The sequence below is a fragment of the Pseudoxanthomonas indica genome (assembly GCF_900167565.1).
GTDB lineage: Bacteria > Pseudomonadota > Gammaproteobacteria > Xanthomonadales > Xanthomonadaceae > Pseudoxanthomonas_A > Pseudoxanthomonas_A indica.
In genome coordinates this window covers 1,384,170-1,403,691 of sequence record NZ_FUZV01000001.1, presented here as the reverse complement: position 1 = coordinate 1,403,691, position 19,522 = coordinate 1,384,170, and the positions used below count along the sequence as shown (strand labels likewise).

At 67.0% G+C, this 19,522-nt stretch carries 15 protein-coding genes; 9 read left to right on the top strand and 6 right to left on the bottom strand.

What is annotated here, in order from left to right; all coding sequences use genetic code 11:
- Positions 1–23 precede the first annotated feature (23 nt).
- A complete protein-coding gene (glnE, locus tag B5X78_RS06765) occupies positions 24–2,834 on the top strand; it encodes a bifunctional [glutamate--ammonia ligase]-adenylyl-L-tyrosine phosphorylase/[glutamate--ammonia-ligase] adenylyltransferase (protein WP_079723664.1) in 2,811 nt (936 codons plus the stop codon).
- A 116-nt stretch (positions 2,835–2,950) separates the two neighbouring features.
- Here the strand turns inward: glnE and B5X78_RS06760 are convergent, their stop codons facing one another.
- Positions 2,951–3,934: a mitochondrial fission ELM1 family protein gene (locus B5X78_RS06760; RefSeq protein WP_079723663.1), complete on the bottom strand. Its 984-nt coding sequence runs from the start codon at positions 3,932–3,934 to the stop codon at positions 2,951–2,953.
- A gap of 232 nt (positions 3,935–4,166) precedes the next feature.
- On the opposite strand from B5X78_RS06760, the gene B5X78_RS06755 reads away from it, so the two are divergent.
- From B5X78_RS06755 to B5X78_RS06740, 4 genes are all read left to right on the top strand, one after another.
- Positions 4,167–4,745 (top strand): YceI family protein, encoded by a 579-nt coding sequence (locus tag B5X78_RS06755; RefSeq protein ID WP_079723662.1) that lies wholly within the window; start codon positions 4,167–4,169, stop codon positions 4,743–4,745.
- 230 nt (positions 4,746–4,975) lie between these two features.
- Positions 4,976–5,173, top strand: coding sequence for a zinc-finger domain-containing protein (locus B5X78_RS06750; protein ID WP_079723661.1), 198 nt, complete (start codon positions 4,976–4,978; stop codon positions 5,171–5,173).
- A gap of 17 nt (positions 5,174–5,190) precedes the next feature.
- Positions 5,191–6,312, top strand: coding sequence for a glycosyltransferase (locus tag B5X78_RS06745; protein WP_079723660.1), 1,122 nt, complete (start codon positions 5,191–5,193; stop codon positions 6,310–6,312).
- Entirely contained in the window at positions 6,305–7,639 is a 1,335-nt protein-coding gene (locus B5X78_RS06740; protein ID WP_079723659.1) for an O-antigen ligase family protein, read from the top strand. The genes B5X78_RS06745 and B5X78_RS06740 overlap by 8 nt, the downstream gene beginning before the upstream one ends.
- Before the next feature lie 31 nt (positions 7,640–7,670).
- On the opposite strand, the gene B5X78_RS06735 is transcribed toward B5X78_RS06740, so the two are convergent.
- Positions 7,671–8,594, bottom strand: a complete 924-nt coding sequence (locus B5X78_RS06735) for an LpxL/LpxP family Kdo(2)-lipid IV(A) lauroyl/palmitoleoyl acyltransferase (RefSeq protein WP_079723658.1) — start codon at positions 8,592–8,594, stop codon at positions 7,671–7,673.
- Positions 8,595–8,629: 35 nt separating this feature from the next.
- On the opposite strand from B5X78_RS06735, the gene waaA reads away from it, so the two are divergent.
- Together waaA and B5X78_RS06725 are read left to right on the top strand one after the other, a co-directional pair.
- Complete coding sequence (gene waaA / locus B5X78_RS06730) at positions 8,630–9,928, top strand: lipid IV(A) 3-deoxy-D-manno-octulosonic acid transferase (protein ID WP_079723657.1); 1,299 nt, start codon at positions 8,630–8,632, stop codon at positions 9,926–9,928.
- Complete coding sequence (locus B5X78_RS06725; RefSeq protein ID WP_229730840.1) at positions 9,925–11,187, top strand: CaiB/BaiF CoA transferase family protein; 1,263 nt, start codon at positions 9,925–9,927, stop codon at positions 11,185–11,187. The genes waaA and B5X78_RS06725 overlap by 4 nt, the downstream gene beginning before the upstream one ends.
- On the opposite strand, the gene B5X78_RS06720 is transcribed toward B5X78_RS06725, so the two are convergent.
- The 4 genes from B5X78_RS06720 to B5X78_RS06705 form a co-directional block, all read right to left on the bottom strand.
- Positions 11,156–12,112, bottom strand: coding sequence for a glycerophosphodiester phosphodiesterase family protein (locus B5X78_RS06720; protein ID WP_079723656.1), 957 nt, complete (start codon positions 12,110–12,112; stop codon positions 11,156–11,158). The genes B5X78_RS06725 and B5X78_RS06720 overlap by 32 nt on opposite strands.
- Positions 12,113–12,239: 127 nt before the next feature.
- The gene (locus B5X78_RS06715) at positions 12,240–13,601 is read right to left on the bottom strand and encodes a TolC family outer membrane protein (protein ID WP_079723655.1); all 1,362 of its coding nucleotides are present in this window, start codon (positions 13,599–13,601) and stop codon (positions 12,240–12,242) included.
- 23 nt (positions 13,602–13,624) lie between these two features.
- A complete protein-coding gene (locus tag B5X78_RS06710) occupies positions 13,625–14,281 on the bottom strand; it encodes a protein-L-isoaspartate O-methyltransferase family protein (protein WP_079723654.1) in 657 nt (218 codons plus the stop codon).
- A gap of 143 nt (positions 14,282–14,424) precedes the next feature.
- Entirely contained in the window at positions 14,425–15,093 is a 669-nt protein-coding gene (locus tag B5X78_RS06705; RefSeq protein WP_079723653.1) for a TetR/AcrR family transcriptional regulator, read from the bottom strand.
- Positions 15,094–15,171: 78 nt separating this feature from the next.
- On the opposite strand from B5X78_RS06705, the gene B5X78_RS06700 reads away from it, so the two are divergent.
- On the top strand, positions 15,172–16,302 hold the full coding sequence (locus B5X78_RS06700; RefSeq protein WP_079723652.1) for an efflux RND transporter periplasmic adaptor subunit: 1,131 nt from the start codon (positions 15,172–15,174) through the stop codon (positions 16,300–16,302).
- A 4-nt stretch (positions 16,303–16,306) separates the two neighbouring features.
- Positions 16,307–19,486 (top strand): efflux RND transporter permease subunit, encoded by a 3,180-nt coding sequence (locus tag B5X78_RS06695; RefSeq protein WP_079723651.1) that lies wholly within the window; start codon positions 16,307–16,309, stop codon positions 19,484–19,486.
- Positions 19,487–19,522: the final 36 nt, after the last annotated feature.

Sequence of the window (19,522 nt, the reverse complement as noted above, 5' to 3'; positions counted from 1 at the left end):
GGCTGTCATGCCACAATCCGGGCATGCCCGATTTTTCCCAGGATCTCACGCCCGACCTGCTCGCCGTCATCGAACGTGGATTGTCGCGGCTGCGCGAATCCCATCCTGACAGCGCGGCGCTACTGGCAGCTCCACGCGCCGCCGCTCGAGTAGGCCAGGTCATCCTGGCCAGCGACTTCGCTCTGGAAACGCTGCGCCGCCAACCGGACTTGCTGGCCGATCTGCTGGCGCACGACGGCACGACGCCGGTGCCGCAGCCAGTGCTCTTCGAAGACACCCCCGAGCGTTGGCAGGAGCAGCTCCGCCTCTATCGCACCGCCGAATCCACCCGCCTGGTCTGGCGCGATGTGCATGGGCTGGATGACGTGGATGCCACGCTCGCTGGCAGCACCCGTCTGGCCGAGTACTGCCTGACCCTGGGGTTGGAAGCGCTGGAGAAGGAATTCGCCCGCCGCCATGGGGTGGTGCGTGCCGAAGACGGCAGCGTGCAGCGTCTGGTGGTGTTTGGCCTCGGTAAGCTGGGCGGCGGTGAACTGAATTTTTCCTCCGACGTCGATCTGGTCTATGCCTTCCCGCAGAACGGCGAATCCGATGGCGCGCGTTCGCTTGCGGCCGAGGATTACTTCGCGCGTCTGGGCCAGCGCTTGGCCAAGTTGCTGGACGAGCCGACGGTGGATGGTTTCTGCCATCGCGTGGACCTGCGCCTGCGCCCGTTCGGAAACGCCGGTCGCGTGGCGCTGTCCTTCGCCGGCATGGATCATTATTTCCAGCGCGAAGGTCGCGATTGGGAGCGGTACGCCTGGCTCAAGGCGCGCGCGGTGGCGGGCGATGTCGAAGCCGGCGAACGCTGGCTGGAATCGCTGCGCCCCTTCGTCTATCGGCGTTACCTGGACTACACCGCGCTGGATGGCCTGCGTGAAATGAAGGCCGCCATCGCCGCGGAAGTGGCCCGTCGCGAGCTGGCCGATGACATCAAGCGCGGTCCCGGCGGTATCCGCGAAATCGAGTTCCTGGTGCAGGCTCTGCAGTTGATCCGGGGGGGCAGGGAGCCTTCGCTGCGCGAGCGTCGGCTGATGCCGGCCCTGCGCGCGCTGGTGGCCGATCGCCAGGTGGGCGCGGAAGAGGGCGCGGCGCTGGGGCAGGCCTATCGTTATCTGCGGCGGCTGGAAAATCGCCTGCAGATGCTGCGCGATGCGCAGACCCACGCGTTGCCCGAATCACCGACCGACCGCGCGCGCATCGCCGCCACGCTGGATTACGCATCGTGGGAAGACTTGCTGCGCGCGCTGGATCTGCAACGCGATCGGGTTTCGCGCGAGTTTGCCGAACTGCTGGCGCCGCGCCGTGGGCAGGCGGCGCCCGGTGCGCTGGCGCATTACTGGCGCGCCCTGCCCGATGGCGGTGAAGCCAGCGCGCTGGCCGATGCCGGTTTCACCGACGCCGCCAGCGCCGACCATGTGCTTCGCGACTTTGCGCGTTATCCCGGTGTGCGCGGGCTGTCCGACGCATCGCGCGCGCGCCTGGATCGCGTGCTGCCTTCGCTGCTGGACGCTGCCGCGCGATCCAGCCAGCCGGACGCCGCATTGCGCCGCATCCTGCCCTTGCTGCAGTCCATACTGCGCCGCGCCAGCTATCTGGCTTTGCTCGATGAGCAACCCAGTGCGCTTGCCCGCCTGGTCGATGTGCTGGCGCGCAGTGCGTGGCTGGCGGATCGCCTCGCCGCGTTTCCGCTGTTGCTGGATGAGTTGCTGGACGCACGCGTCTCCGGACCGTTGCCGGATCGCGACAGCCTGCGTGTGAACTACGCCGAGCTGGGTGAAGACGGCGATGCCGAAAGCGCATTGCGCGCGCTCAACGAACGCCGCTTGGCCTTGAGTTTTCGCATCGCGATGGCGGCGCTGGATCGTCGGCAGGCCGCGCGCGACAGCACGCGCCAGTTGGCCTGGCTGGCCGATGAAGTGGTGGCAGCCGTGCTGCGCATGGCCGAAGCCGAAGTCGTGGCCGCGCATGGACCGCTGGCTGGCGGACGCTTCGCGATCATCGGTTACGGCAGTCTGGGCGGTGAAGAACTGGGCTTCGGTTCGGATCTGGATCTGGTGTTCCTGTTCGATGCGCCCGCAGATGCCGTGTCCGACGGCGCGCGTCCACTGGAAGCCGGTCGCTGGTATGCGCGCCTGGCCCAGAAGATCGTGGCGCTGCTTGGCGCCGAGAGCGGCGCGGGCCGGTTGTATGAAGTGGACGTGCGCCTGCGTCCCGACGGCGCCAAGGGCCTGCTGGTGTCGAGCATGGCCAGCTTCCGCGAGTATCAGCGCGAGCGTGCCTGGACCTGGGAACATCAGGCCTTGGTCCGCGCACGCGCCGTGGCGGGTGACGACGGCCTGATCATGGCCTTCGAGGATATCCGCGACGCCACGCTCTCGCGCATGCGTGACCCGCAGAAACTGCGCGAGGACGTGGTGAGCATGCGCAAGCGTATGCGCGGCGAACTTGATCGCAGCGACGTGGCCCGCTTCGACCTCAAGCAGGGCGAGGGGGGGCTGGTCGATCTGGAATTCCTGCTCCAGTACCGGGTACTGCGGGAATCGTCAGCGGTACCGGCACTGCTGACACCGCGCAACACTGCGTCCTTGATTGCCGCGTTGCAGTCGGCGGGGCGTATCGATGAAGCCACCGCGCATGCGCTGACCCAGGCGCATTCGGTGTTCCTGAGCGAGGGGCTGGCCTGCACGCTGGATCGTCGGCCGCGGCTGGTGACCGAAAATGCGGCCATCGCCACGGCGCGCGCGGCCGTGCGCAATGTGTTGGCCGCGCATGAGCTGGCATTCAACGGGTGAACGCGGTGGCGGGGTGTTTGGATGTTGCGGAGTGCGGCGGGGACGCGTGTGCTTGCATCGCACGGTGTGACGATGGTGGTGCTCGTGCGGCGTAAGCTTCGGGGCTGAAGCCCCTCCTACACGGGGCTTTCCAGGGGCATCCGCTGGCGCAGTAGTGCTGCCACGCGCCCGGTTTCGCGCAGCGGCGTTGGCTGCGCGCTCACCGGGTTCGCCGACAGGGCGCAGACGCGTCCGTTGCCCAGCAGGAATTCGAGGAAGCCGCGCGGACGGCCACGCAAGCGTTCGGGTTCGAATACCTGCACCGGGACGCGCGTGGCGCAGGCTTCGGACAACAGGTTGACCGAGTCCGGCGTGCAGATGATGCGATCGGCCCATGCCAGGAAGCCGGCATAAGTATTTTCGCCGTCCGTGCCATCCAACCACACGCGTGCATTCGCACGACCGGCGAAACGTTGGCGCAAGCGTGCGCGCACCTCGTCGGGTGTGCGCCGGGATGCGGTGATCAGCAGCGAGCTGGCATCGGGCAGCGTATCCAGCTGCGCGGCGAGCGCGTCGAACGCCGCCACATCGAAGGCCATGTGTGCACTGGGCCCGCCTATCAACACGGCCGTGCGCGGCCCGGGCAGGGCAGCGAGAGCAGGAAAGGCAGCGCGTGCTGCTTCCAGCCAGCGATCATCGATTTCGTTGAGGCTGCCGTGCACGTTGATGACGTTCTGGCCGCGCAGCCGGTCATGGGCCGGGGCAATCACCCAGTCCCAATGCCGCGGGGGCAAGCGCGGATCCAGAATCTGCACCGCGCGAGCGCCGCGTTCGCGCAACAGGCGGGTAGCCAAGGCGGCCTGGCGACCGCAGCCAATGACCAGTCCGGGCGGCGAGCCCAGCAGGCGGGCAAAGCCGGGTCCGAATGCCTGTCCGCTGGCCGGCAGACGCCGCGGCGCCCACCAGCGCCAGGGTGCGGCCGGCTGCAGGCGCACGTCCCGGATCGCATCCGGCGCCAAGGCCAGTGCCAGCGCGCGGGCCTGGCGAAGATTGCCGGCATGGCCATCGGTCACCGTCCAGACGGCATCGCGGGAGGCGGGTTGGGCGGGCTTCTGTTCCATAAATCAAAACAATCCGTTCCGGAACGACTGGATGTTGCCAAAGTCGGGACACTCTACACTGGCCCGGTCGTCAAGCGCAGGCCCACACCCACCGCCTGCGACCCCGTATCCCGCCCCGGCCTTTCTGTCCGAGCTGCCGCCATCACGTGACGGCCCTCGACCCGGCATTGACGGAGCATCCCGTATCCCTTCTTTCCACCGATTGCACGTCACCCCACCCTGGAGCCCACCCATGCGCAAGACCCTGTTGATTGCCGCCCTGTTCGCCTTCGCTGGCTCGGCCTTTGCCGCCCCGGTGACCTACAAGATTGACCCCAACCACACCAGCGTCATCGCGCAGTGGAGCCACTTCGGTTTCTCCAACCCCAGCGCGAACTTCGGCAAGGCCGACGGCGTGATCGTATACGACGCGCAGAACGTGTCCGCCTCCAAGGTCGAAGTGACCCTGCCGCTGGAAGGCTTGAACAGCTTCGTGGCCGATTTCGACGAGCACCTGCGCAGTGCCGACTTCTTCGACGCCGCCAAGTACCCGGCCGCCACCTTCAAGAGCACCAAGGTCGAAGCCGCCGGCGAAGGCAAGCTCAAGGTCACCGGCAATCTGACCATCAAGGACATCACCAAGCCGGTGGTGCTGGACGTGACCTTGAACAAGGCCGCCGATCAGCCGATGGCCAAGCGCGCCGCGATTGGCTTTGACGCCACCGCCACCGTCAGCCGCACCGAGTTTGGCGTGGGCAAGTACGCGCCGGCCGTCAGCGATGAAGTGAAGCTGCGCATCACCACCGAAGCGCTGGTGCCCAAGGCCGAGTAACGGCCATCGGCACGCATGCCCGCAGGCGCGCGTGCCCGGGTTGCAAAGTCCCCAGCGGGTTCCGGCTCCCCCTCCCCCTCGACTTCGGTCGATCGCCGGTACCCGTACTCCACGCCGTCCCGCCTGGCAGGGCGGCGTTTTTTTTTGACCGGCTTCCGCGCCGGCGCGGCGAGGCTCTGCCTGGGCTGGATGCTAAACTCGCGGCTCGATTCCACAAGCCCCACGCCGCCATGAGCCACACCGCCACCGCGCCCGCCAATGCCGAGAAGCGCTACACCGTCCACCGCGCCGACCTGCCCTTGAGCTGCCCGCTGCCTTCGATGGCGCTGTGGAATTCGCATCCCCGCGTCTACCTGGCCATCGAAGACGCTCCCGGCGGCGAAGTGCAGTGCCCGTACTGCGGCTCGCATTTCGTGCTGGCTGACTGAACTCCGGCCGGGCGCCGATGCGCCGACTGACCGTCGTCCAGTTGCTGCCGGCGCTCGAGTCCGGCGGCGTCGAACGATCCACGCTTGAGATTGCAACTGCGCTGGTACGCGCCGGACACCGCGCCATCGTGGTGTCGGCCGGAGGCCGGCTGGTGGCACCGCTGCTGGCCAGCGGCGCCGAACACATCACCCTGGATATCGGTCGCAAGTCGCTGCTGACGTTGCGGCATGTGCGCGCCCTGCGCGAGATCTTCGTGCGCGAACGCGCCGATATCGTCCACGCCCGTTCGCGCCTGCCGGCCTGGCTGGGCTGGAAGGCGCTCAACGCGATGGCCGCCACGCAGCGGCCGCGTTTTGTCACCACCGTGCATGGACTCAATTCACCGGGCCGCTACAGCGCGGTGATGACCTATGGCGAGCGCGTCATCTGCGTGTCCGACACGGTGCGTCGCTACGTCCTCCAGCATTACCCGCGCACGCCGGCCGACAAGCTGCGGGTGATTCCGCGTGGCATCGATCCGACGCAATTCCCACGTCGGCCGTGGCCTGATGCACCCATGCGCGCACGCATGGCAGAACAGCATCCGGCCCTGGGCGGCGAGGGACCCTTGCTCCTGCTGCCGGGGCGCGGCACGCGCCTGAAGGGACATGCCGACGCCATCGCCTTGCTGGCTGATCTGCATGGCGACGGCATCCCCGCACGCCTGTGGATGCCCGGCGCACGCGAAGCCGGACGCGAGGCCTACCTGGCCGAGTTGCAGGCCGAAGCCAACACGGCAGGTGTGGGCGATGCACTGCTGATGACGCCACCCACCGCGCGCATCGCCGACGCCTACGCCGCCGCCGATCTGGTCTTGCAGCTCTCGCGCAAACCCGAAGCATTCGGGCGCACCGTGATAGAAGCGCTCTCGGTCGGCCGCAGCGTGCTGGGTTGGGCGCATGGCGGCGTGGGCGAGCTGCTGCACGAACTGCAACCGCAAGGGGCGGTGGCGCCCTTCGATCGCGAGCAACTGCGCTCCACCGCATTGGGCCTGCTTGCGCAGCCGCCAGCGGCTGTGACGCGCATGCCGGACCGCTACACTCTGTCGGCGATGCAGGACGCCACACTCGCCACCTATCAAGAGCTTGCCGATGACTGACGCCGCCACACCCGCTTCCTCGCCGCGCGAACACACGCCCTATGGCTGGCGCTGGGCGCCCGCGTGGGTGTTGACCTTCGTGGCGCTGTGGCCGGCGCCGGGCTACGCGGAAGGGGTGATGGTGCTGGGTGCGCTGGCGGCGATCATCCGCCTGCTGTTGGCGCGTTTCCGCGGCAGTTCGCAATTGCTCAGTGGTCCGGCGTGGGCGCTGACCAGCGTGATGTTCTTTGCCTACTGGTCGCCCGAATTGATTTCGTCGATCGACTCGGTCGATGCCGGCCGCGCCCTGCGCGAATCCGCAGTGGATCTGCGCTACCTGCCATTCCTGTGGCTGGTGGCGGCGGCCGTGGCCAACGAGAAAGGTCGCCGCACCACCTTTGCTGGCCTGGCGATCATTGCCGGTCTGTGGACGCTGGACGCACTGCTGCAAGCCGCCTTCGGCACCAGCCCGCTGTTCTGGGCGCTGGATGAACTCAAGCAACTAGTCAGTGGCCATCCCATGTGTTCGGCCGAGAAGACCTTGCTGGTGGACCGCCTCAGCGGTTTCCTGGGGCCGTGCAATCTCAAGCTGGGCGTGGTCATCGCCAGCCTGTCACCCTTCGTGCTGTTCGCGGCCGGCAAGCGTTTCGGCATGCTGGGCTGGGTAGTGGCGGCCGCTGCGGTGGGCGTGGTGGTGATGCTGGCCGGCGCGCGCGCGGCCTGGATCACCTACGGCCTGGTGCTGGTGTTTTCCGGCTGGCCGCTGCTCGGCTGGAAGCGACTGTTGCTGGTCTTCGCGCTGGGAGCGGCGACGCTGGCCGCACTGGCGCTGACCACCCCGCAGTTGCACGAACGCCTGGAGCGCACGGCCAAGGCGCTGGCGGCGGATCAGAGCGGGGTGGACATGGCCTTGTCCGGCCGCGCGCAAATCTGGAGTGCGGCCTGGTGCATGATCAAGCAGGAACCGCTCAACGGCGTGGGTGCGCGCGGCTTCCGCGAGGCCTTCCCAGCCTGCGATCCGCTGCACGGCGCCAAGCCGGCCTGGGGCAAGGGCCCGGCCCATCACGCGCACCAGATCGTCTTGGAGATTCTCAGCGAGACCGGCGTAATCGGCTTGCTGTTGTGGCTGGCCGGCGCTGCATTGGCTTGGCGTGCGTGGCGCTTCGCCCCCCCTGAAGCCAAGGATCGCGCGCGTCCGGCGATGCTGGCGTTGGCGGTGACGGTGTTTCCGCTCAACACCCACTTGGCGTTTTATTCCACCTTCTGGGGTGGGCTGACCCTGATGCTGGCCGCGCTTTATACCGGCAGCCTGCTGGCGCACAACGGCAGCCGCCCGACGCAGCCCTGACACGCCGGACCGCAAACACGCACACCCGCGATCATTCGTAGAAGCGGCTGCGCCCTTCCGGCTGGCGCTTGAAGCGCCGATGGATCCACAGATACTGATCGGGCGCCTCGCGCACCATCGCCTCGATCTGGGCATTGACCCGCGCGCTGTCGGCCACGGCATCGGTGGATGGGAAATCCGCCAGCGGCGGCGCCACCCGCAGCACGTAGCGGTCACCTTCGCGGCGGTGGAAGAACGGCACCACCGCGCAGCCGGTCAGCCGCGCCAACTGGTGAGTGGCGGTGATGGTGGCCGCAGGCACGCCGAAGAACGGGGCAAACACCGTATCCTTGCCGCGCATGTCCTGGTCCGGTGCATACCAGAGGAATCCGCCCTGCTTGAGGTGGCGCACCGCGCCGCGGATTTCGTCGTTGGTGTACATGTGGATGGCGTAGCGCAGGCGACCGCGCTTGACCGCCCATTCGAACACCGGGTTCTTGTGGCGACGGTACATGCCGGCCAGTGGAACGTGGTCGCACATCAGCCGGCCGCACATCTCCAGCGTCATGAAATGGCCGGACACCATCAGCACGCCGCGGCCCTGCGCCTGCAAGGCGCGCAGATGTTCCAGGCCTTCGATGTGCAGGGTCCGGCGCATCGGCTCGGCCGAACCCCACCAGGCACGGGCAAACTCGAACAGACCCACGCCCAGCGCATCGAAGCTGGCATCCAGCAAGGCGGCACGCTCGCCGGCCGGCATGTGCGGAAAGCACATCGCCAGATTGACTTCGGCCGCGCGCCGACGATCTCGCGCCAACCAGGGCGCCAGCTTGCCGATGACATGGCCCAGCCCGCGCTGCAACGACCATGGCAAACGAGCGCCGGCCAACATCATGCCCAGGCCCAGCCACTGCAGCCAATGGCGGGGCGTAAATGGGGGACGGGCAGGCAGGGGGGATTTCTCGGGCGCGGCCATGGCCTAATTCTAGCGTCATCACCTATCCTTCCCGGATGCGGAAGGATCTGACCGAGCGTCTATTGCGTGGCCTGTACTCGGCCGTGCTCTATCTGTTGACGCCCATCACCGTCTATCACCTGATTTGGCGTGGATTCCGCTTCAGCGATTACTTCCAGCGCTGGAACGAGCGCTACGGCAGCTTCGAGCGGCGGCCCGAGGCGGTCGATGTGTGGCTGCACGCGGTGTCGGTGGGCGAGGTCAATGCCGCCGCGCCGGTGGTGGACGCGCTGCGCCGCGAGCGGCCGGAGCTGCGCTGGGTCATCACCACCATCACCCCGACCGGCTCGGCGCGGGTGAGCGCGCTGTGGGGTGACAGCGTCAACCACGTCTACGCGCCGTACGACCTGCCGGGTGCGGTGGCGCGCTTCCTCGATCATTATCGGCCCGGCGTAGCGCTGGTGATGGAGACCGAGCTGTGGCCCAACCTGCTGTTTGGCTGCCACGATCGCCGCATCCCCACCTACATCCTCAATGCACGGCTGTCGGCGCGGTCATTGCGCGGCTACAGCGTGCTGCGGCCGCTGATCGCCCGCACCCTGCGCACGCTCAAGCGCATCGCCGCGCAATCGGCGGCCGACGCCAGGCGCTTCACCGTGCTCGGCGCGGAGCCGGAGCAGGTGCTGGATATCGGCAACCTCAAGTTCGATGTGCGTATGCCCGCCGGGCTGGATGAATTCCGCCAGCAGTTCCGTTCGGCCATCGGCTCGCGGCCGGTCTGGATCGCCGCCAGCACGCACGAAGACGAAGAGTCGGCGGTGCTGGCCATCCATCGCGAGCTGCGTGCGCAATGGCCAGACCTGTTGCTGTTGTGGGCGCCGCGCCACCCGGAACGCTTTCCGCGCGTACAGGAGTTGGCCACCGCCGCCGGTCTGCAGGTGGCCACGCGCACCGGGCAGCGCTGGCCGCAGGCTGCAACCGATGTGCTGGTGATCGACACGCTGGGCGAGCTGTCCGCCTTCTATGCCTGTGCCGACATCGCCTTCGTCGGCGGCAGCCTGCAGGCCATCGGCGGACACAATCTGCTGGAGCCCGCGGCGGTCGGTACGCCGGTGGTGACCGGGCCGCATCTGCACAACTTCGTTGAAATCGCCAAGCGCCTCAAGGAGGCCGGTGCGCTGGAAGTGGGCCACGATGCACGCGCGGTCGCGGCCATCCTGCGCCGACTGCTGGCGGATCCGCAGGCGCGCGCGCAGATGGCGCAGAGTGGTTGCAGCCTGGTCGAACATGGTCGCGGCGCCCTGGCGCGCACGCTGGCGATGATCGACGACGATCTGCCGCCATCGACGCCGTGAGCGAGACCGCACTCCCGGCGCAGTCGCTGGACGGCATCCGCGTGCTGGATCTCTCGCGCGTGCTGGCCGGGCCGTGGTGCACGCAGACGCTGGCCGACCTCGGCGCCGATGTGATCAAGGTGGAGCATCCCGTGCGCGGCGACGACACGCGCGGTTGGGGCCCTCCTTTCCTGCGCGATCGCGATGGCCAGGAAACCGAAGAATCGGCGTACTACCTGTGCGCCAATCGCAACAAGCGATCGATCGGCATCGATTTGTCTACGCCGGCGGGACAGGCACTGATACGCCGCTTGGCCCTGCAATGTGATGTGGTGGTGGAGAACTTCAAGGTCGGCGACATGGCGCGCCATGGTCTGGATGCCGCGACCTTGCGCGCGGCTGATCCACGTCTGGTGTATTGCTCGATTACCGGCTTCGGCCAGAGCGGTCCCTATGCGCAACGACCGGGCTACGACTTCGCGGTGCAGGCGATGGGTGGGCTGATGAGCGTCACCGGCGAGCGCGATGGTGTGCCGGCCGCCGGCCCGCAGAAAGTCGGCGTGGCGGTGGCGGATCTATTCACCGGTCTGTACGCCACCATCGCCATCCTGGCGGCGCTGCGTCATCGCGATGCGACGGGTCAGGGCCAGCAGATCGACATGGCCTTGCTGGATTGCCAGGTGGCCATGCTCGCCAACCTGGGCAGCCAGTATCTTGTCGGCGGTCAATTGCCGCAGCGCATGGGCAATGGCCATCCCAGCATCGTGCCGTACCAGGTCTTTGCGGTGCGCGACGGGCATCTGGTGTTGGCCATTGGCAATGACAGCCAGTTCGCGCGTTTCTGCCAGCTGGCCGATCACCCGGAGTGGGCGCAGGACGCGCGCTTCCAGCGCAACGCCGATCGGGTGCGCCATCGCGCGCTGTTGTTGCCGCAGATCGCCGAGGTCATGGCTACCCGCGAACGCCAGCAGTGGCTGGCGGCGCTGGAGCAGGCCGGTATTCCGTGCAGTCCGGTCAACAGCATCGATGAAGTGTTTGCGGATCCGCAGGTGCGCGCGCGCGGCCTGGCGGTCAGCATGGATCATCCGCAGGCCGGCGCCTTGCCGCTGGTGGCCAGCCCATTGAACCTGTCCGCCACGCCGGTGCAGTACCGGCGCGCGCCACCGGGACTGGGCGAGCATGCGGACGAACTGCTGCAGGAGTTCGGTCTGAAAGCAGAAGAAATCCAGGCGCTGCGCCAACAGCAGGTCATTTCTCCCGCCACGTCTGATTTGTCGTAAGCGCGGTCGCCGCAACCGCGCGCATCTGCTTCCACTGGCGCGCGCGGGCAGGCGAGTCGACCATCACCGCATCCACACCCAGCGCGGCGGCGAGCTGGTAGTCCGCCTTTGACGACACGCCAATCCAGAGGATGCCCACCTGCGGTCGGGCCGAGCGGAAACACTGCACGGCCTGCGGCGTCCACAGCTGTGCGTCCGCAATGGCGCTGACGCCATCACCCAGGGTGAAGTGCTCGCTGACGTGCAGGGGACGCCGCACCTCGAATGCCGTCCACGTCGGTTGCGTCGGTGCATGTTCGCAACGTGATGCCAGCGCCATCGTCAGCAGGCGAGTGCGGGTGGCGTCCCGAGCTTCCATCACCCGTGCATACGGGTGGCGCTGCCAGGCCTGATTGAACTCGACCTCGGTGGAATACAGCCAGACCTGATGCCATGCGCGGCGGCGTTCGAGCACGGCGGCGACCGCATCGACCAGCGGCACGGCCGGCGTGGCTTTCAAATCCAGGAACACCGGCACATGCGCGGGAATCATTGCCAGCGCGCTTTCCAGGCTGGGAATGCCCAGGCCGTGGCGGTGACGGCGATAGACGTAGCCGGCGTTGCCGCGCTGGAAATTCCAGCCGGCATTGAGTCGTGCCAGCGTCGCCGCGGTGTGGGCCGCCACCGGGCCGCGCGCCTGCGTGAGTGCCGACAGATCCTGTGGCCGATACAACACCGGCACGCCGTCGGCGCTCAACTGCACACTCAGCCAGAGCGAATCGGCGCCGTTGACCAGAGATTGGCGGATCGCCCACAGCGTGTTCTCGGGGTAATCGGCCGTGCCGGCACGGTGGGCCACGATCATCGGCTCGCTGGCGCCAGCTGCCGCGGCCACGAGCAGGGCCAATGCAAGGAACAGGCGTATCGCCCGGAAACATCGTGTCATGCAAGGACCGTCCGCTGGATCGACAGTCTGTTATGGCACGGCCTCTGCATCGGTACCACTCACATTGCAGGCAACAAAAAAGGCGGGCTTGCGCCCGCCTTTTCTGGCATTGCCGTGAAGCGTTGAATCAATTGCTCTGGGTGGCTTCCGGCGCCAGGCGCGCTTCGGCCGACACGGTCAGCAGACGGTTGATGTCCTGCACGTCGGCGATATCCAGCGTGCCGGCGGCCTGTTCCAGCAACAGGCGGTTCTGCAGGAAGTTGTACTTCGAGCGCGCATATTCCACCTGCGCGGCGAACAGGGTGCGCTGGTTCTGCAACACGTCCAGCACGGTGCGCGTACCCACTTCCAGGCCGACGTTGGAGGCGTCATACGCACTCTGCGCCGACACCACCGCCAGACGACGGGCTTCCACTTCGCTCACGCCGGCCACCAGCGCCTGGTAGGCATTGCTGGTGTTGCGCACCAGCGCGCGGCGGGTCTGCTCCAGGTTGTCATCGGCGATATCCCGCTGCGACAGCGCCTGGCGCACACGCGACTGGGTGGCGCCGCCGGCGAAGATCGGCACATTCAGGGTGATGCCCCAGTTGTAGCCTTCTTCTTCCGCGGAGATGCCCGGAGCCAGCGGGCCGTGTACCGAATCCCAGCCAGCGCCGTTGCTGTAACCGCCGCCAAAACTCAGCGTGGGGTAATGGCCGGCACGTGCGCTGGCGACGCCAAAGTCCGCCGAACGCTTCTGGAACTCGACCGACTTCAGGTTCGGGTTCTGTTCCAGCGCGCGATCCACCCAGCCCTGCGAGGACTGGTCGGCCGGCAGGTCGGGACGGAAATCATCCGGCAGACCCTGCAGGTTGCTGATCGGCTGGCCGGTCAGCTCGGTGAGCGCGCGATAGGCATCGTCCAGCGCGTTGCGCACCAGGATGGTATTGGCGCGGGCGCTGTCGTACTGGGCGCGCGCTTCGTGCACGTCGGTGATCGGCGCCAAGCCCACGTCCAGGCGCTTCTGCGCGTAGTCGAACTGCTTCTTCGAAGCCGCTTCGTTGGTCTGCGCGGCGGCCAGCGACTCGATACCCACCAGCACGTCGAAGTAGGTGGCCGAGGTGCGGGTAATCAAATCCTGGTTGGCGGCGGCCAGATCGTAATCGGCGGCCTGGCTCAACTGCTGCTGCGCACGCAGGTTGGAGATGCGGCTCCAGTCGAAGATCGACTGGCTGATGTCCACGCTGTAGCTGCGGCCCTTGGTGTCGCCGACCGGGCTGCCGGGACGGCTGGAGTGGGCGCGGCTGTAGCCGGCACTGCCGTCAAGTTGCGGCAACAATGCGGCACGCGCCTGCACCTTGCCTTCCTTGTCGATGAGGGTCTGCGATTCCGATGCGGACAGCTGGGTATCACCGGTGCGTGCCAGATCGTAGGTCTGCAGCAGATCGGTGGCACTGGCGCCGAACGGCAGGACGAGGGCGAGCGCGAGTACGAGGGGGCGACGGCTCATGCGGTTTCCTTGGGTTTTCAAGCTTAAAAGACGAACTTCGGCGCGGGGGCCGCGCCGGCAAGATAAGACAGGTCGGTTTCAAACAACGAATCAGTGCGCGCGCCGTTGACATCGGCGGTGTGCAGCACCGCTTCCATCACCGGCGACTGGCCGCGGACCACGAACAGGCGGCCACCGGGGCGCAGCCATTCGAGGAAGCGCGGCGGAATGCTGGCGACCGCGCCGGTCACGCAGATCGCATCGAAGCGCCGATCGGTGCTGTAGCTGAGCGCGTCGACGTTCTCGATGCGCACGTTGTTGCCCAGGCCCGTGGCGTCCAGCCGCGCGCGCGCCTGGGTCGCCAACTCGGGCTGGATTTCCAGGCTCACCACGTCGCGTGCCAGCGCGCCGAGGCAGGCGCTCAGGTAGCCGCTGCCGGCACCGATTTCCAGCACGTCTTCATCAGCCTGCACCAGCAGACCCTGCAGGGTGCGGCCCTCGACCACCGGCTTCATCATCTTCTGGCCGTGGCCCAGCGGAATTTCCAGATCGGCGTAGGCCAGCGCGCGGTGAATCTCCGGCACGAAGGCCTCGCGCGGCAAGGTGGCCAGCACGTCAAGCACGCGCGCATCCAGCACGTCCCAGGGACGCACCTGCTGTTCCACCATGTTTTCGCGGGCGAGTGAGTAATCGATGGTCATGGGGTTTCTATCCGGCGCGGGAGACAGGGCCGCACATTTTAGCGTCACGGCAGCGTTCGCGCCGGGCAAGGATCGCGGCTGCGGCCAAGCTGGCGCAGTGCCGGAAGTCACCGGCACCTACGGGCCCATGCGGCTGCGCGGCCTCAGCGAGGGCCATAACCGCGCAGGAAGAAGTCCACGGTGGCGTCCAGATGGCTGTCCACGTCGCCCCGGCCTGGGCGATCACACAGGCCGCACATCATCTGTCCGTGCAGTTCACCCTTCACCAGCGCGAAGAACTGCTCGGCGGCGCGGTTCACGTCGGCAATCTGCAGCTCTCCCGCTTCCACGCGCGCCTGCAGGAAGCTGGCAAAGGCGGCATGCGTGCGCTGCGGTCCGGCCTGCCAGAACACCCGCTTGAGGTTGTCGTCGATATTGCCCGGCACCAGCATCATGCGGTGGGTGCTGATGGCCTCATCGCTGCTGATCAGCGCGAAAAACGCCTGCGCAATCACCCGCAGCTGCTGGCGCAGCGAGCCCTTGAGCTCCAGCTCGAACAGGTCGTCCGGCAGCATTTCCTCGCACTTTGCGCGCACGGCCTCGGTAAACAAGGCTTCCTTGTCACCAAAATGGCTGTACACGGTGAGCTTGGAAACACCGGCTTCGGCGGCGATCTGATCCATCGAGGCGCCACCAAACCCGTCGCGGGCGAACAGGCGCTTGGCGGCTTCGAGGATCGCCGCGCGCTTGCCCAGATCCTTGGGCCGGCCGGGACCGGAGGAGGACTTGGCGGCGCCGCCGCGGCGGCTGGCAGGAGGTACGGGGCTGGCCATGACGTAATACTAGACTACTCGGTTCGATATTTATACTATACCGCCAAGTCCATTAATTACAGAAGAATCGGAGTCGCCATGTACGGCCTGCGCCTTGTTGGAGTCAATTGCGTCCTGGTCCTGGGCCTGTCGGCCTGCGGGGCAGGCGACAAGCCGGCGGAAACGCCGCGCCCGGCCATGGTCGTCCATCCGGGTGGCGGCGCCGATGCCGCACTGACGGCCTATGCGGGTGAAGTGCGCGCACGCGAGGAAAGTGCGCTGTCTTTCCGGGTCGGCGGCAACCTGGTGCGCCGCAATGTCGATGCCGGCGCGCGCGTGCAGCGCGGCGAAGTGCTGGCAGTGCTGGACCCCGGTGATCTGCAGTTGCAGGCGCAGGCCGCGCAGGCCGAACTGGCCGCCGCCAATGCCGAACTGGCGCGCACCCGAGGTGATCGTGACCGCTATGCGCTGCTGGTGCGCGACAAGCTGGTCAGCCAGTCTACCTTCGATGCACAGGACGCCGCCTACAAGGCTGCCGAAGGGCAGGCGCGCGCGGCGCGCGCGCAGATGGAGGTGATGCGCAACCAGGAAGGCTATTCGCAGTTGCGCGCACCGCGCGATGGCTTGATCGCCACCCGCCAGGCGGAAGCCGGGCAGGTGGTGGCCGCAGGCCAGACCATCTACACACTGGCCGCCGACGGCGGCCGCGAAATCGCCATCGCGCTGCCGGAAAACCGCATCCGCGAATTCCGCATCGGCCAGCCGGTGCTGATTGAGTTGTGGAATGCGCCGGAGCAGCGCCTGCCCGGCACCATCCGCGAAATCGCCGCCGCCGCAGACCCGCAGACCCGCACCTATGCGGCGCGCGTGGGCCTGGCCAGCGATGCCATCAACGCGGTCGAACTGGGCCAGAGTGCGCGCGTCTACGTGCAGGAAACCGGCACCCAGGCGGCGCTCAAACTGCCGCTGTCGGCAGTGCAGCGTGGCAGCAACGGCCGCACCTCGGTGTGGGTGGTCAATCCAGCCGACGGCAAGGTGGCGCTGCGTCCGGTCACGCTGGGTCCGTACGGCGAAAGCGAAGTGCCGGTGATCTCCGGCGTAAGTGCCAGCGATTGGGTGGTGGCCGGCGGCGGCCACCTGCTGCGCGAGGGCGCTGCGGTGACCCCGGTGGATCGCGACAACCGCCCCCTGTCCACGTCCGCGCCGGTCGCGCCGGCCAAGAAAGGCTGAACCCATGCGCCGCTTCAACCTCTCCGAGTGGGCGCTGACCAACCGCAGCCTGGTGCTGTTCGCGATGATCGTGCTGGCGCTGATTGGCGGCTGGTCGTATCGCCACCTGGGCCAGTCCGAAGATCCGCCCTTCACCTTCAAGGCGATGGTGGTGCGCACGGTATGGCCGGGCGCGACCGCCGATGAAGTCTCCAAGCAGGTCACCGAGCGCATCGAAAAAGCGCTGATGACCACCGGCAAGTACGAGTTCATCCGCTCCTACTCGCGCGCCGGCGAATCGCAGGTCATCTTCATGGCGCGCGACTCGCTGCACTCCAAGGACATTCCCGAGCTCTGGTACCAGGTGCGCAAGAAGGTCGGCGACATCCGCTACACCTTGCCCGAGGGCGTGGTCGGGCCGTTCTTCAACGACGAATTCGGCGACACTTTCGGCAACATCTACGCACTGACCGGCCAGGGTTTTGACTACGCCGTGCTCAAGGACTATGCCGATCGCGTGCAGTTGGAGCTGCAGCGCGTGCCCGACGTGGGCAAGGTCGAGCTGGTTGGCCTGCAGGACGAGAAAATCTGGGTTGAGCTGTCCAACACCAAGCTGGCCACGCTGGGCATTCCGCTGACCGCCGTGCAGCAGGCGCTGGACGAGCAGAACGCGATGACGCCCACCGGCTTCTTCGAGACGCCCAGTGATCGGGTGCAGTTGCGGGTCAGTGGCGAGTTCGAATCAGTCGAACAGATCCGCCAGTTCCCCATCCATGCCAATGGCCGCACGGTCAAACTGGGCGACATCGCCGACGTGCATCGCGGTTTTGCCGATCCGTCGGCGCCGCGCATGCGCTTCATGGGCGAGGACGCGCTGGGCATCGCGGTGGCGATGAAGGACGGCGGCGACATCCTCAAGCTGGGCGACACGCTGGAGAAGGAATTCCAGCGCCTGCAGAAAACCCTGCCGGTGGGCATGCAGCTGCGCAAGGTCTCGGACCAGCCGCACGCGGTGGAAGAATCCGTCGGTGAATTCGTGCGCGTGCTCACCGAGGCGGTGATCATCGTGCTGGTGGTGAGCTTCTTCTCGCTGGGGCTGCGTACCGGCCTGGTGGTGGCGGTCTCGATTCCGCTGGTGCTGGCGATGACGTTCGCGGTGATGCATTACTTTGGCATCGGCCTGCACAAGATTTCGCTGGGCGCGCTGGTGCTGGCGCTGGGGCTGCTGGTGGATGACGCGATCATCGCGGTGGAGATGATGGCCATCAAGATGGAGCAGGGCTATGACCGCCTGAAGGCGGCCAGCTTTGCCTACGAGTCCACCGCCTTTCCGATGCTGACCGGCACGCTGGTCACGGCGGCGGGCTTCCTGCCGATCGCCACCGCCGCATCGAGCACCGGTGAATACACGCGCTCGCTGTTCCAGGTGGTCACCATCGCATTGGTGGTGTCTTGGATTGCCGCCGTACTGTTCATTCCCTACCTGGGCGACAAGATGCTGCCGGACCTCGGCCAGCCGCGTGCGCCCAAGCCCGGCTCACTGGCCGCGCGCTGGCACGCCCAACGCGCGCGCTGGGCCGATCGCCATCCGGCCTTCGCCGGCTGGTTGCAGCCGCCGAGCGGCGATCACCACGATCACGATCCCTATCAGCGGCCGTTCTACCAGCGCTTCCGCAAGCTGCTCGATGCTTGCCTGCGCCATCGCTGGCTGGTGATCGGCATCACCGTGCTGGCGTTCGTGCTGTCCATCGTGCTGTTCCGTTTCGTGCCGCAGCAGTTCTTCCCGGATTCGGTGCGGCCGGAACTGATGGTGGATCTGGAACTGGCCGAAGGCAGCTCGCTCAAGGCCACCGACGCGCAGGCGCACAAGCTGGAGAAGCTGCTGGCCAAGCGCGAGGGCGTGCAGAACTACGTCGCCTATGTCGGCACCGGTTCTCCGCGTTTCTACCTGCCGTTGGATCAACAGCTGCCGCAGGCCAACTTTTCGCAGTTCGTGGTGCTGACCAATGACATCGAAGCGCGCGAAGCCACTCGCAAGTGGCTGATCAACGAGGTCGCGCCGCAGTTCCCCGACATCCAGTTCCGCGTGACCCGGCTGGAGAACGGACCGCCGGTGGGTTATCCGGTGCAGTTCCGCGTCTCCGGCGAGCACATCGACCGCGTGCAGGCGCTGGCCCAGCAGGTGGCGGACAAGGTGCGCGCCAATCCCAACGTGGCCAACGTCAACCTGGACTGGGATGAACCGAGCAAGATCGTCCGCCTGGAAATCGATCAGGACCGGGCACGCGCGCTGGGCGTGAGCACGGCGCAGGTGTCCAACTTCCTGACCAGTTCCTTGTCGGGTCTGCACGTCAGCACGTATCGCGAAGGCAACGAACTGGTCGAGATCCTGCTGCGCGGCCCGGAGCAGGAACGTGCGCGCATGGATCTGCTCGGCAGCCTGGCGGTGCCGACCACCAGCGGCGCCAGCGTGCCGCTGTCGCAGATTGCCACCCTGCATTACGAGTTCGAGGACGGCATCATCTGGCATCGCGATCGCCTGCCCACGGTGACCGTGCGTGCCGACATCAACACCGATTCGCTCACTGCGCCGACCGTGATCGCCCAGATCATGCCGACGTTGGAGAAGGTGCGTGCCAGCCTGCCGGAAGGCTACCTGCTGCAGACCGGCGGTACGGTCGAAGACTCGGCGCGCGGGCAGAACTCCATCAACGCCGGCATGCCGCTGTTCCTGCTGGTGGTGGCGACCTTGCTTATGCTCCAGCTGCGCAGCTTCCCGCGTATGGCGCTGGTGGCGATGACCGCCCCGCTGGGACTGATTGGCGTGACCCTCGCGCTGCTGATCTTCCGGGTGCCGTTTGGCTTTGTCGCCATGCTGGGCACGATCGCCCTGGCCGGCATGATCATGCGCAACTCTGTGATCCTGGTAGATCAGATCCAGCAGGACATCGATGCCGGCCACGATCGCTGGCACGCGATCATCGACGCCACCGTGCGCCGCTTCCGTCCCATCGTGCTGACCGCGCTGGCGGCCGTGCTGGCGATGATTCCGCTGTCGCGCAGTGCATTCTTCGGGCCGATGGCGGTGGCGATCATGGGTGGCCTGACCGTGGCGACCTTGCTGACGCTGTTGTTTTTGCCGGCGCTGTATGCGGCGTGGTTCAAGGTCAAGCCGGAAGAGTCGGGCGAGGCGGCCGGTCAATGAAGCCTCTGGCGCGGGACGGCGTGCCGCCTTCCCGCG

Bases quoted from the DNA above. Each gene is read 5' to 3' on its own strand.
- B5X78_RS06705 (WP_079723653.1), bottom strand. From the start codon at position 15,093: ATGGCCAGCCCCGTACCTCCTGCCAGCCGCCGCGGCGGCGCCGCCAAG.
- waaA (WP_079723657.1), top strand. From the start codon at position 8,630: ATGCGGAAGGATCTGACCGAGCGTCTATTGCGTGGCCTGTACTCGGCC.
- B5X78_RS06695 (WP_079723651.1), top strand. From the start codon at position 16,307: ATGCGCCGCTTCAACCTCTCCGAGTGGGCGCTGACCAACCGCAGCCTG.
- B5X78_RS06745 (WP_079723660.1), top strand. From the start codon at position 5,191: ATGCGCCGACTGACCGTCGTCCAGTTGCTGCCGGCGCTCGAGTCCGGC.
- glnE (WP_079723664.1), top strand. From the start codon at position 24: ATGCCCGATTTTTCCCAGGATCTCACGCCCGACCTGCTCGCCGTCATC.
- B5X78_RS06750 (WP_079723661.1), top strand. From the start codon at position 4,976: ATGAGCCACACCGCCACCGCGCCCGCCAATGCCGAGAAGCGCTACACC.
- B5X78_RS06760 (WP_079723663.1), bottom strand. From the start codon at position 3,934: ATGGAACAGAAGCCCGCCCAACCCGCCTCCCGCGATGCCGTCTGGACG.
- B5X78_RS06700 (WP_079723652.1), top strand. From the start codon at position 15,172: ATGTACGGCCTGCGCCTTGTTGGAGTCAATTGCGTCCTGGTCCTGGGC.
- B5X78_RS06710 (WP_079723654.1), bottom strand. From the start codon at position 14,281: ATGACCATCGATTACTCACTCGCCCGCGAAAACATGGTGGAACAGCAG.
- B5X78_RS06735 (WP_079723658.1), bottom strand. From the start codon at position 8,594: ATGGCCGCGCCCGAGAAATCCCCCCTGCCTGCCCGTCCCCCATTTACG.
- B5X78_RS06740 (WP_079723659.1), top strand. From the start codon at position 6,305: ATGACTGACGCCGCCACACCCGCTTCCTCGCCGCGCGAACACACGCCC.
- B5X78_RS06715 (WP_079723655.1), bottom strand. From the start codon at position 13,601: ATGAGCCGTCGCCCCCTCGTACTCGCGCTCGCCCTCGTCCTGCCGTTC.
- B5X78_RS06755 (WP_079723662.1), top strand. From the start codon at position 4,167: ATGCGCAAGACCCTGTTGATTGCCGCCCTGTTCGCCTTCGCTGGCTCG.
- B5X78_RS06720 (WP_079723656.1), bottom strand. From the start codon at position 12,112: ATGACACGATGTTTCCGGGCGATACGCCTGTTCCTTGCATTGGCCCTG.